The sequence below is a fragment of the Caulobacter sp. B11 genome, from assembly GCF_002737765.1.
Taxonomy (GTDB): Bacteria; Pseudomonadota; Alphaproteobacteria; order Caulobacterales; family Caulobacteraceae; genus Caulobacter.
The window spans coordinates 1-11,844 of the sequence record NZ_PEGG01000092.1 but is presented as its reverse complement, the minus strand read 5'-3'; the positions used below and the strand labels follow the sequence as shown (position 1 = coordinate 11,844).

At 64.4% G+C, this 11,844-nt stretch carries 9 protein-coding genes and 1 pseudogene; 1 reads left to right on the top strand and 9 read right to left on the bottom strand.

Features of this window, described 5'->3' with window-relative positions:
• Positions 1-388: 388 nt before the first annotated feature.
• Genes narI through CSW58_RS13690 form a run of 7 tightly spaced genes read right to left on the bottom strand, consistent with a single transcriptional unit; the run spans position 389 to position 9,879 of the window.
• Positions 389-1,168, bottom strand: coding sequence for a respiratory nitrate reductase subunit gamma (narI, locus tag CSW58_RS05335; RefSeq protein ID WP_201721583.1), 780 nt, complete (start codon positions 1,166-1,168; stop codon positions 389-391).
• Positions 1,169-1,170: 2 nt separating this feature from the next.
• Positions 1,171-1,890: a nitrate reductase molybdenum cofactor assembly chaperone gene (gene narJ / locus CSW58_RS05330; protein ID WP_099446593.1), complete on the bottom strand. Its 720-nt coding sequence runs from the start codon at positions 1,888-1,890 to the stop codon at positions 1,171-1,173.
• 4 nt (positions 1,891-1,894) lie between these two features.
• Positions 1,895-3,418 (bottom strand): nitrate reductase subunit beta, encoded by a 1,524-nt coding sequence (gene narH, locus CSW58_RS05325; RefSeq protein ID WP_099446592.1) that lies wholly within the window; start codon positions 3,416-3,418, stop codon positions 1,895-1,897.
• Positions 3,415-3,804: a molybdopterin dinucleotide binding domain-containing protein gene (locus CSW58_RS15910; protein ID WP_304441630.1), complete on the bottom strand. Its 390-nt coding sequence runs from the start codon at positions 3,802-3,804 to the stop codon at positions 3,415-3,417. The genes narH and CSW58_RS15910 overlap by 4 nt, the downstream gene beginning before the upstream one ends.
• Positions 3,717-7,142 (bottom strand): nitrate reductase subunit alpha, encoded by a 3,426-nt coding sequence (locus CSW58_RS05320; protein ID WP_304441629.1) that lies wholly within the window; start codon positions 7,140-7,142, stop codon positions 3,717-3,719. The genes CSW58_RS15910 and CSW58_RS05320 overlap by 88 nt, the downstream gene beginning before the upstream one ends.
• Positions 7,139-8,554 carry a NarK family nitrate/nitrite MFS transporter gene (locus tag CSW58_RS13695; RefSeq protein ID WP_143755090.1) on the bottom strand — a complete coding sequence of 472 codons (1,416 nt, stop codon included), beginning with the start codon at positions 8,552-8,554 and terminating at the stop codon, positions 7,139-7,141. The genes CSW58_RS05320 and CSW58_RS13695 overlap by 4 nt, the downstream gene beginning before the upstream one ends.
• A 14-nt stretch (positions 8,555-8,568) precedes the next feature.
• Entirely contained in the window at positions 8,569-9,879 is a 1,311-nt protein-coding gene (locus CSW58_RS13690) for a nitrate/nitrite transporter (protein WP_236627656.1), read from the bottom strand.
• Between the two features lie 318 nt (positions 9,880-10,197).
• Between CSW58_RS13690 and CSW58_RS05310 the strand changes: the two genes are divergently transcribed.
• Complete coding sequence (locus CSW58_RS05310) at positions 10,198-10,965, top strand: cyclic nucleotide-binding domain-containing protein (protein ID WP_099446595.1); 768 nt, start codon at positions 10,198-10,200, stop codon at positions 10,963-10,965.
• Positions 10,966-11,142: 177 nt separating this feature from the next.
• On the opposite strand, the gene CSW58_RS05305 is transcribed toward CSW58_RS05310, so the two are convergent.
• Complete coding sequence (locus tag CSW58_RS05305; protein WP_161494567.1) at positions 11,143-11,553, bottom strand: hypothetical protein; 411 nt, start codon at positions 11,551-11,553, stop codon at positions 11,143-11,145.
• A pseudogene (moaA, locus tag CSW58_RS14005) lies at positions 11,553-11,844 on the bottom strand (GTP 3',8-cyclase MoaA); the annotation flags it as partial. The pseudogene moaA and the gene CSW58_RS05305, both read right to left, overlap by 1 nt.

The window sequence follows — 11,844 nt, the reverse complement described above, 5'->3', positions numbered from 1 at the left end:
CCAGTGGGAGGCCTCATCGCCCTGCGGTGCGATCAGGATATGGGCGGCTTCGACCAGGGCGGGACTGGTGAAGCGGCTGCGCTGGCTGTCGTAGATGTGGCGGCAGAGCTCGCGGTCGATGGGGTTTCGATGGTCGACCTCTTCGTCGAGAACCGCGCGGATCAACGCCTCTTCGGCTGTTTCCTCGCGACCAGCCTCATCGTGCTCGGGGGGCTGGCCGAAGTCCCAGTTCGTCGGCGCGATGCAGGGAGCAGGGCGCGCACGGCCAAGGCCTTACCCGCCGCGCGCCGCGCTTCGATCACCGACAGGCTGGATGGTTCTGCGCCTCCAGGGCAATCAGAAACTCTGGGATCTCGACCCCGTCGATGACTGTGGTGGCGGTCATCACCTACCTCCTGGTCTTAAAAGCGGATGTGGAGGATGGCCACACGGCGTCGGTCTTCTGGGGATAGACCGGCGCGGCCGCCTGGGGCTGGATGGGCATGGCTCGTTTGGTGCGCACCAGCTGCCAGCCGCGGCGGTTGAGATACCAGATCGGCGCGGAGAGCATGTGGACCAGGCGCGTGAACGGAAACAGCAGCAGGATGGTCATGCCCAGCGCTAGATGCAGCTTGAAGATCGGGTGCACGTCGGCGACGGCGTTGGCGATCCCCGGCTGGAAGGTGAACACGCCCTGGGCCCAGGTCATGAACTTGACCATCTCGTGCCCGTCCAGATGCTGCATGGAGAGGGGAATGGTCGCCAGGCCCAGCATCAGCTGGATCATCAGGATCACCAGAATCGCGATGTCGCTGAAGCTGGACGTCTTGCGAATCCGCGGATCGAACAGCCGTCGATGCAACAGGATCAGGCCTCCCGCCAGGCACATCACGCCGGCGACGCCGCCTGCGGTGATGGCGAGGATCTGTTTGGCGCCGTGCGAGACGCCGAGGGCGTCGAACACCCAGATCGGCGTCAGCAGACCGACGAAATGGCCACCGAAAATGACCAGGACGCCGACGTGGAAAAGCACTGAACCGAGCACGAGTTGGCGGCGGCGTAGCAACTGCGACGAACCTGAGCGCCAAGTATACTGTTCGCGGTCGAAACGGAGCACGCTGCCCAGCACGAGCACGGCAAGGCAGATATAGGGGTAGACCCCAAACAAGACTTGATTGAGCAGGCTCATGATCAGGCTCCTTGAGCGGCGCTAGCGCGGGCCCGGCGGGGGGTGCGGCCTGGCTCGGCCTGCATGGCCTCGACCAGGGCGCCGGCCTTGGGGCAGCCGACGTCGGAAGGGCCAAAGGTGACGGCGGTTTCCGCCCAGGCCTTATCGAGAACCTCCAGATCGTTGGGGTCCTCGTCAGGCTCGCTGAGCAGGGCCGCCAGGGCGCCCGGATCGGCCGCTTGCGCCGCCAGGCTGGCCAAGGCGCCGAACACCGCGCGATAGGCGCTGTCGCGCTTCTTGAGGCGCTCGCCCATGGCTTCCAGGACATGGGTGGCCTCGCCCAATAGCGAAGCGGCCTGGGCGTCGGGCAGGATCGACAGGAATTCCAGGAACACCGGCAGGAAGTCGGGCAGTTCGCTGGTCGTCAGGTCCAGGCCCTTGCTCCGATAGAGCTCCAGCAGGTTGACCATGGCCTCGCCGCGGTCGCGGCTTTCGCCATGAACGTGCTCGTAGAGGTTCAACGACAGCGAGCGCGTTCGGTCGAAGAGGTCGGTGTAGCGTTCCTGAAGTTCATAGATGTCTTCGCTGACGAGCATCGAGACCAAGCGTTCCAAAGCCTTGGTCACGGGGGGCGTCAGCAGGTTTTCTTGGATGATCTCGCCGAGCGCGTAGGGCGCCGCCTCTTGCAGTTTTGGGTCGGGATAGGTGAGGAGCAGCGCGAGCGCCTTGTAGGTGCGGGCCATGGCCTTAAGCCTCCATCGGGGTCTTGGCGCGCGAGCGCGGGTTGGAGCCGAACAGACCCACCTCGGTGCGGCCGCCCGAGCAGCCGTTGCCGAAGGTGAAACCGCAGGAGCCGCGCAGGTCGTAGGCGTCCTCGGCGACCTCGCGGTGGGCCGACGGAATGACAAAGCGATCCTCGTAGTTGGCGATGGCCATGTAACGATACATGTCCTCCACCTGGGCGGCGGTCAGCCCGACCTTGCCGGCGATGCCATGGTCGATGCGGCCGTCAACCGTCTTGGCGCGCATGAAGCCGCGCATGGCCAGCATCCGTTCCAGCGCCTGGACGACCGGCGGCTCGTTGCCAGCGGTCAGCAGGTTGGCCAGATAGCGCACCGGGATCCGCAGCGAGGCGACGTCGGGCATGTCGCCGTCCATCTCCAACGCCCCGGCCGAAGCGGCCGACTGGATTGGCGACAGCGGCGGAACGTACCAGACCATCGGCAGGGTCCGGTATTCGGGGTGCAGCGGGAAGGCGACCTTCCAGTCGATGGCCATCTTATAGACCGGGCTCTTGCGCGCCGCGTCCAGCCAGGCTTCGGGAACGCCGTCGGCGCGCGCCTGGGCGATCACCGCCGGATCGCTGGGATCCAGGAAGATGTCGAGCTGGGCCTGGTAAAGGTCCTTCTCGTCGGGCGTGGAGGCGGCCGCCTCAATGCGGTCGGCGTCATAGAGCAGCACGCCCAGATAGCGGATGCGGCCCACGCAGGTCTCGGAACACACTGTCGGCTGGCCCGCCTCGATGCGCGGGAAGCAGAAGGTGCACTTCTCCGACTTCCCCGATTCCCAGTTGTAGTAGATCTTCTTGTACGGGCAGGCCGAGACACACATCCGCCAGCCGCGGCACTTGTCCTGGTCAATCAGGACGATGCCATCCTCCTCGCGCTTGTAGATCGCGCCCGACGGGCAGGCGGCCACGCAGGTAGGGTTGAGGCAGTGCTCGCAGAGCCTGGGCAGATACATCATGAAGGTGTTTTCGAACTGGCCGTAGATCTCCTTCTCGACGCCCTCGAAATTGGCGTCGGCCGAGCGCTTGGAGAACTCGCCGCCCAGGATCTCCTCCCAGTTGGGACCCCATTCGATCTTCTCCATCCGCTGGCCGGTGATCTTCGAGCGCGGCCGCGCGGTGGGGAAGTTCTTCATCTCCGGAGCGTTCTGCAGGTGGGCGTAGTCGAAGTCGAACGGCTCGTAGTAGTCGTCGATCTCGGGCAGGTCGGGATTGGCGAAGATCTTGGCCAGGATGCGCCATTTGGCGCCCATCTTGGGTTCGATCTTGCCGTTGGCCTTGCGGACCCAGCCGCCGTTCCACTTCTTCTGGTTTTCCCAATCCTTGGGAAAGCCGATGCCGGGCTTGGTCTCGACGTTGTTGAACCAGGCATATTCAACGCCTTCGCGGTTGGTCCACACGTTCTTGCAGGTGACCGAGCAGGTGTGGCACCCGATACACTTGTCGAGATTCAGCACCATGCCGATTTGAGCGCGCACCTTCATTGGGCGAAATCCTTCTGAACGAGCGTTTCTTCGAGCCAGTCGATCTTGGTCATCTTGCGGACGACCACGAACTCATCGCGGTTGGAGCCAACGGTGCCGTAATAGTTGAAACCGTAGGCCAGCTGGGCGTAGCCGCCGATCATGTGAGTCGGCTTGAGTACTGTGCGGGTGCAGGAGTTGTGGATGCCGCCGCGCAGGCCGGTGATCTGCGACCCCGGGGTGTTCACGATCTTTTCCTGGGCGTGATACATGAAGGTCGTGCCTTCACGGATACGCTGGGAAACCACGACCCGAGCGGTCAGGGCGCCGTTGGCGTTGAAGACCTCGATCCAGTCGTTGTCGACCAGGCCCGCCTTCTTGGCGTCGACCTCCGACACCCAGACCACGGGACCCCGCGGTTGAGCGTCAACATCATCAGATTGTCGCTGTAGGTGGAGTGGATGCCCCACTTCTGGTGCGGAGTGATGAAGTTGAGGACGATCTCTTTTTCGCCATTGGGCTTGGCGCCCATGACGTGGGTGGTCTTCAGATCGATGGGCGGACGATAGACGCAGAGCGCCTCGCCGAACGCCCGCATCCACAGGTGATCCTGATAGAGCTGCTGACGGCCGGTCAGGGTCCTCCACGGGATCAGTTCGTGGACGTTGGTGTAGCCGGCCGTGTAGCAGACCTTCTCGCTCTCGATGCCCGACCAGGTCGGCGAGGAGATGATCTTGCGTGGCTGGGCCAGCAGGTCGCGGAAGCGGATCTTTTCGTCTTCCTTGGGCATGGCCAGGTGGACGTGATCGCGGCCGGTCTGCTTCTCAAGCGCCTCCCAGGCCTTGACCGCCACCTCGCCGTTGGTCTCCGGGGCCAGCATCAGGATGGTCTCGCAGGCGTCGATATCGGTCTCGATGCGCGCCAGGCCCTGGGTCTGGCCTGCCTCGAGCACCTCGCCGTTCAAGGCCTTGAGCAGATCGACCTCATGGTCGGTCTTCCAGCCGATGCCCTTGCCGCCGTTGCCGCTCTTGGCCAGCAGCGGACCAAGCGCGGTGAAGCGTTTGTAGGTGTTGGGATAGTCGCTCGACGATGGTGATCTGCGGCATGGTCTTGCCGGGGATCGCCTCGCACTCGCCCTTGGACCAGTCGCGAACGTCGAACGGTTGGGCCAATTCGGCGGCGCTGTGTGCTGGATAGGGGTGAGGACCACGTCCTGCTCGACGCCAGCACCTCGGGGGCAACCCGGGAGAAGGTCTTGGCGATGGCCTTGAAGATCTCCCAGTCCGACTTGGACTCCCAGCCAGGGTCCACGGCCGCGCTTAGCGGGTGGATGAACGGGTGCATGTCGGAGGTGTTGAGATCGTTCTTTTCGTACCAAGTGGCCGTGGGCAGGACGATGTCGGAATAGACCGCCGGTGGTCGACATCCGGAAGTCCAGCGTGACCAGGAGGTCGAGCTTTCCTTCCGGCGCCTGGTCATGCCAAGCGACCTCGGTGGGCTTGACCCCGCCGGTCTCGCCCAAGTCCTTGCCCTGAACCCCGTGCGAGGCGCCCAGCAGGTGCTTGAGGAAGTATTCGTGACCCTTGCCCGAGGATCCGAGTAGGTTGGAGCGCCAGACGAACATGTTGCGCGGCCAGTTGGCCGGATCGTCTGGATCCATGCACGACATCTGCAGGTCGCCGCTCTTGAGCTGGTCGAGCGTATAGGCCTTGGCGTCCTGACCCTTGGCGGCGGCGGCCTTGGCCACCTCCAGCGGATTGGTCTTCAGGGCCGGGGCCGAGGGCAACCAGCCCATGCGCTCGGCCTTGGCGTTGAAGTCGATCATCGAGCCGTTCCACACGCCGTCCGGCGCGGTGGGAGAGAGGATCTCGTCCATGGCCACGGTCTCGTAGCGCCACTGGTCGCTGTGGGCGTAGAAGAACGAGGTGGAGTTCTGCTGACGGGGCGGCTTGGCCCAATCGGTGGCGAAGGCCAGCGGCGCCCAGCCGGTCTGCGGGCGCAGCTTTTCCTGGCCGACATAGTGCGACCAGCCGCCGCCGGACTGACCGACGCAACCGCACATCACCAGCATGTTGATGGCGGCGCGGTAGTTCATGTCCATGTGGTACCAGTGGTTCATCGCCGCGCCGATGATGATCATCGACTTGCCGTCGGTCTTCTCGGCGTTGCCGGCAAAGCCGCGTGCCACGGCCAGGATCTGGTCGCGCGGCACCGAGGTGATGGCTTCGGCCCAGGCCGGCGAATAGGGCTGGACGTCGTCATAGTCGGCCGGCATGTGGTCGCCGCCAAAACCCTGGTCGACGCCATAATTGGCCAGGAACAGGTCGTAGACGCAGGCCACCAGGGTCTCGCCCTCGGGCAGCATCATCCGCTTGACCGGCACGTTGCGCACCAGGACATCGGGGTGGTCGGTCATGGCGAAGCCGTTGGTGGCCGCGCCGCCGAAATAGGGGAAGCGCACGCCGACGATGTCGTCCTGCACGCCCTTGAGGCCCAGACGCAGGGTGGTCTCGCGACCGCCGCCGTCCTTTTCCTCCAGGTTCCACTTGCCGTCCTCGCCCCAGCGGAAGCCGATCGAGCCGTTGGGGACCACCACCTGGCCAGTGGTGTCGTCCAGCGCGACGGTCTTCCAGTCGGGGTTGTTGGTCTCGCCCAGGGCCTGGTCGAACTCGGCCGCGCGCAGCAGCCGCTCGGGCACATAGGCGCCGTCCTGCGGAACCAGGCGCACCAGCATCGGCAGGTCGGAATATTTACGCAGATAGTCACGGAAATAGGGGACCTGGCGGTCGACGTGGAACTCCTTGAGGATCACGTGGCCAAAGGCCATGCCCAGGGCCGCGTCGGTGCCCTGCTTCACCGCCAGCCACAGGTCAGAGAACTTGGAGGCTTCCGAATAGTCGGGGCAGATCACCACCGACTTGGCGCCGCGATAGCGCGCCTCGGTGTAGAAGTGGGCGTCGGGCGTGCGGGTCTGTGGGACGTTGGAGCCCCACAGGATCATGAAGCTGGAATTGAACCAGTCGGCGCTTTCGGCGACATCGGTCTGTTCACCCCAGGTCTGGGGCGAGGCCGGCGGCAGGTCGCAATACCAGTCGTAGAACGAGCCGCAGACCCCGCCGATCAGCTGCAGATAGCGGGCTCCGGCTGCATAGGAGACCATCGACATGGCCGGGATCGGCGAGAAGCCGAACACCCGGTCGGGGCCGTGGGCCTTGATGGTGTGGGCATTGGCGGCGGCGATGATCTCGGTGACCTCGTCCCAGGTGGCGCGGACAAAGCCGCCGCCGCCGCGCCGCGTCACATAGTCGGCGCGCTGGGCCGGGTCGTTCTGGATCGAGGCCCAGGCGGCCACCGGGCTGCGGGTAACCCGCGCCGCCCGCCACAGCTTCAGCAGGCGCGAGCGGATGAGCGGGTATTTCACCCGGTTGGCCGAATAGAGGTACCAGCTGTAGCTGGCGCCGCGGGCGCAGCCGCGCGGCTCGTGGTTTGGTAGTTCCGGCCGAGTGCGCGGATAGTCCGTCTGCTGGGTTTCCCAGGTGACGATGCCGCCCTTGACATAGATCTTCCACGAGCAGGAGCCGGTGCAGTTCACCCCGTGGGTGGAGCGCACGACCTTGTCGTGTTGCCAGCGGTTTCGGTAGGCCTGCTCCCAGGTGCGGTCGTCATCATTCATGACGCCGTGGCCAGCGGAGAAGGTTTCGGTCTTGCGCGTGAAGAACGCCAGACGATCCAGGGTGTGGCTCATTGGGGGGTAACCTTGATGAGGGCGGGCGTGTGCAGCATCGAGGCCTTGCGGCCGTAGAAGGCCCAATTGACGACTACGCAGCTGATGTAGAAGCCGAGGAACAGATAGAGGGCGAACTGCGGGTCGCCGCTGGCCTTCAGAGAGTCGCCAAAGGCCTTGGGGATGAAGAAGCCGCCGAAGGCGCCGATGGCCGACGTGAAGCCAACAATCGCCGCCGACTCCATTTCAGCGGCCCGCTGCCGGGCCTCCATGGGCGCCTGGGGCATCAGCCGGGGCATGTCGGCGCGCACGATGGCCGGGATCATCTGGAAGGTCGAGGCGTTGCCGACGCCGGTCCAGAAGAACAGCCACAGGAAGCTGGCGAAGAAGATCGGGAAGGAGGGCGCCGCGCCGTAGGCCCCGACCCCGGCCAGCACGCCCAGCACGCCAACGGCCAGGGCCAGGAAGGCCCAGTGGGTGACGCGCTCGCCGCCGAAGCGGTCGGAGATCCCGCCGGTCAGGGCGCGCGAGGCCGCGCCGATCAGGGGGCCCAGGAAGGCCAGCTGCAGGACATTAATGTCGGGGAAAAGGGTCTTGGTCAGCAGGGGGAAGGCGGCCGAGAAGCCGAGGAACGAGCCGAAGGTGCCCAGATAGAGCCAGCACATGATCCAGTTGTGCTTGCGGGTGAAGATCACGGCCTGGGCCGAGAAGGAGGCCTTGGCCGATGCAAGGTCGTTCATCCCAAACCAGGCCGCCACGGCGGCGGCGAGGATGAACGGAACCCAGACATAGGCGGCGTTCTGGAGCCAGATCTGTTTGGCCACGCCATGCTCGACGATGGTCTGGGGCGCGCCGACCAGCGGGCCGAACAGGGCCAGTCCGATCACCACCGGCACCAGGAACTGCATGACGCTGACGCCCAGATTGCCGAAGCCGGCGTTAAGGCCCAGAGCCGCGCCCTTTTCGCTCTTGGGGAAGAAGAACGAGATATTGGCCATCGAGGAGGCGAAATTGCCGCCCCCAAGGCCGCAGGCCAGGGCCAGGAGGACGAAGACGCTGTAGGGGGTCTCCGGATGCTGCACCACGATGCCGATGCCGATGGCCGGGATCAGCAACGACAGGGTGGCCAGAGCCGTCCAGCGCCGACCGCCAAAGATCGGCACCATGAAGCTGTAGAATACCCGCAAGGTTGCGCCCGACAGGGCAGGCAGGGCGGCCAGCCAGAAGAGCTGCTCGGTGGTGAACTTGAAGCCCACCAGCTTGAGCTTGGCGATGACCATCGACCAGACCATCCACACCGAGAAGGCCAGCAGCAGGTTGGGCACCGAGATCCACAGGTTGCGGGTGGCGACCCGTTTGCCGCTCTCGCGCCAGAAGTCTGCGTCCTCGGGACGCCAGTCGGTAATCACCGGGCTAGGTTTGGAAGTCGACATGGATTGCGCCTTACTCACGAGTGAGCGGGAGGGTTGGCGACGCGCCCGGCGGGTGCGGCGAAGGAGACGGTTTTGGACATGCCGGCCATTTCCGGAAGCTCCGGCAGGTTGGCCAGCTGCGGCGCGTTGGCGCGCTCCATCCGGCCGATGGCCAGATGCATCCAGGTTAGGGCCCCGGCGACCAGGACGAACAGCAGCATGAAGCAACTGGTCCAGACGCCGGTGAGGTCATTGAGGGCCCCGAAGGCGATCGGCATGATGAAGCCACCCAGGCCGCCGACCATGCCGACCAGACCGCCGACCGAGCCGACGTGATCGGGGTAGTAGACCGGGATGTGCTTGTAGACGGCCGCCTTGCCCAGGCTCATGGCGAAGCCTAGGGCGAACAGCAGGATCACGAATGGGACAAGGCCCGTGGCCAGGCGGAAGGCGATCGGCCCACGCACCCCGTCAACCACGTAGCTGGTGGCGGGATAGGACAGCAGGAAGGCGCAAATAACGCTGATCCCGAAGGTCAGATACATGACTTTGCGAGCGCCGATCTTGTCCGCCAGCCAGCCGCCAAAGACGCGAAACAGCGAGCCCGGAATGGAATAGGCGGCCGCCAGCATGCCGGCGGCGACGATGTCGAGGTGATAGACCGCGACCAGATAGTGCGGCAGCCACAGCGCCAGGGCCACGAAGCCGCCGAACACGAAGAAGTAGTAGAGGGCAAAGCGCCAGACCTGCAGCTTGCGCAGCGGAGCCAGTTGGGCGGCGGTGGCCTGGGGTTTGACGCCCGTGCGGCGACGGGTCAGCAGATCGGGCTCGTCCTTGGTGGTCAGGAAGAAGGCTACCGCCAGCAGCGCCAGAACCCCGGCCCAGATCTGGGCCACGCTCTGCCAGCCCAGGGCCAGCATTACGAAGGGGGCGGCGAACTTGGTGACGGCGGCGCCGACATTGCCCGCCCCGAATATGCCCAGCGCCGCGCCCTGGCGCTCCTTGGGGAAGAACTTGGAGACATAGGCCACGCCGACCGCGAACGAGCCGCCGGCCAGGCCGACCCCCAGAGCCGCCAGCAGGAATTGCGGATAGGTCTGGGCGTAGGACAGCAGGAAGGTCGCCGCCGCCGCTGACAGCATGACCAGCAGATTGACCAGGCGGCCGCCATATTGCTCGGTCCAGACGCCCAGGAAGACCCGGACCAGCGATCCGGTCAGGATCGGGGTGCCGACCAGCAGGCCAAACTGCGCTTCGCTAAGCCCCAGGTCCTGCTTGATCTTGACGCCGATGATCGAGAACACCGTCCAAACCGCGAAACACGCGGTGAACGCGATGGTGCTCATCGTCAGAGCCGATCCGGCCCCCGGTTGCGATGGCGTCGCCGTCTGCATGTCTGTCCCCCGCCTGCGCATGGTATCGTCTGCCGCGCGCAATCTATTGCGGGGTGTGGCCTCGGAGCCTTTGATAAGGATCAAGCAATGCTAAATAACCATCGATCACATACAAGTCTTTGGGTGCTATTTGGTGGAGCTTATATTTGATCAATACGGGCTTTATAGCGCGACAATTGGCCTCTTGATAAACATCAATCAACAAGCTATCTCATTGGCTTGATCTGTCTCAAGGCTGCTTGGCTGATCCTGCGGCACTATGAGGGTATGATGAGAAGCGCCGATCTCGACCGCGTCAGAAGCCTGCCCTTGTTCAGCGTCATGTCGGACGAGCTGTTCAAGACCGTAACCAGCGGCGCCTTCCTGCAGAAATTCCCTGCGGGAACGACCCTCCTCACCGAGGGTGATGCGGTCGACTTCCTCTATGTCCTGCTGGACGGCGGCGTTGAGCTCGGCGCGACCTGGAACGACAAGGAAACCACCCTGGCAGTGCTGCGGCCGGTCTCGACCTTCATCCTGGCCGCCGTTGTGCTTGAGGCTGACGCCTTGATGAGCGCGCAGACCATCGAGCGGTCTGACATCCTGATGCTGTCGGGCGAGGCCCTGCGCCGCGCGATGAAGGAAGACACCGCGCTGGCCTGCGCCGTCGCGCAGGAACTTTCGGGCTGTTATCGAGGCCTCGTGCGAGCCATCAAGAATCAGAAGCTGCGCGGCGGCCTTGAGCGTCTGGCCAATTACCTAATCACGCAGAAGGTTCGCCAGGGCGGTGGCGAGACCTTTACCCTGCCGCACGAAAAGCGCTTGTTGGCCTCCGTGCTCGGCATGACCCCGGAGAACCTTTCGCGAGCCTTTGCCGCCATTGCCGACTATGGCGTGGTCATCAACGGCCCACAGGTGACGATAGCTCGCCCGGCCGTTCTGGAGCGCCTGGCCAAACCAGATCCATTGATCGACAACCATACTCTCCCGACCACTGCGCCGATCGGCAAGGCCCAACGTGAGCGCTGGCCAACGGCGCAGACCCGCTCGCCCTCATAGACTCATCCCCCGAAAGGGGGGCAAGAGCGAACAGACTATTTCGTTCTGATCCTTCTCACTTGCTCAGCATCACGATAACCGATTGCCTTTGGCGCTTTGGCGCTTTGGCGCTTTGGCGCTTTGGCGCTTTGGCGCTTTGGCGCTTTGGCGCTTTGGCGCTTTGGCTTGTCCTTGCCCTCAGCCGCCAAACTGGGCCAGCTGGCGGGTGTCGCCGCTATTGCTTTCGTGCAACCGGTGGCCCGATGGCTTGCCGATCAGGGCCGCCTCGATACGGGCCCGTAGCGCCTCGTCCTGATCGGGCGTCAGAAGATCGCGCAGATTGACCCCCAACTCGCCGAACAAACACAGGCGCAGCGCGCCCTTAGCGGTGACGCGCAGGCGGTTGCAGCTATCGCAGAACCCTGGCGCGTAAGGCGCTATCAAACCGATTCTGCCCCGATAGTCGGGATGAGCGTAAGTCGGTCGCGGGGCCATCATCGGAGGCCTTGGCAATGGGCGACCAAGCCCCTGACCGCCAACCAGCCCTTGCAGGTCAACGCCGGAGACGTGCTGATCGTCGAAATAGGCGGTGTTGTCGCCGGTCCTCATCAGCTCGATGAAGCGAAACGAGATCGGCGGTCACGGACAAAGTCGGCGAAGGCGTCGAAGCCGGTCTCGACCGTATCGCGCAGTAGGACGGCATTTACCTTCACCCGGGACGTCCAGCGCCAGGCAAGGTCGAGGCCGGCGATGATCTCTCCGAGCTGGTCGTGGCCGGTAATGCGGTGGAAGGCGGCCGGATCCAGGGCGTCGATGCTGACATTGAGATTGGTCAGGCCGGCGCCGCGCCAGGCGTGAATGTTGCGTTTGAGATTCCAGCCATTGGTGGTGATCGCCACC

Bases quoted from the DNA above. Each gene is read 5' to 3' on its own strand.
- narI (WP_201721583.1), bottom strand. From the start codon at position 1,168: ATGAGCCTGCTCAATCAAGTCTTGTTTGGGGTCTACCCCTATATCTGC.
- CSW58_RS05310 (WP_099446595.1), top strand. From the start codon at position 10,198: ATGAGAAGCGCCGATCTCGACCGCGTCAGAAGCCTGCCCTTGTTCAGC.
- CSW58_RS13695 (WP_143755090.1), bottom strand. From the start codon at position 8,554: ATGTCGACTTCCAAACCTAGCCCGGTGATTACCGACTGGCGTCCCGAG.
- CSW58_RS13690 (WP_236627656.1), bottom strand. From the start codon at position 9,879: ATGAGCACCATCGCGTTCACCGCGTGTTTCGCGGTTTGGACGGTGTTC.
- CSW58_RS05305 (WP_161494567.1), bottom strand. From the start codon at position 11,553: ATGAGGACCGGCGACAACACCGCCTATTTCGACGATCAGCACGTCTCC.
- narH (WP_099446592.1), bottom strand. From the start codon at position 3,418: ATGAAGGTGCGCGCTCAAATCGGCATGGTGCTGAATCTCGACAAGTGT.
- narJ (WP_099446593.1), bottom strand. From the start codon at position 1,890: ATGGCCCGCACCTACAAGGCGCTCGCGCTGCTCCTCACCTATCCCGAC.
- CSW58_RS05320 (WP_304441629.1), bottom strand. From the start codon at position 7,142: ATGAGCCACACCCTGGATCGTCTGGCGTTCTTCACGCGCAAGACCGAA.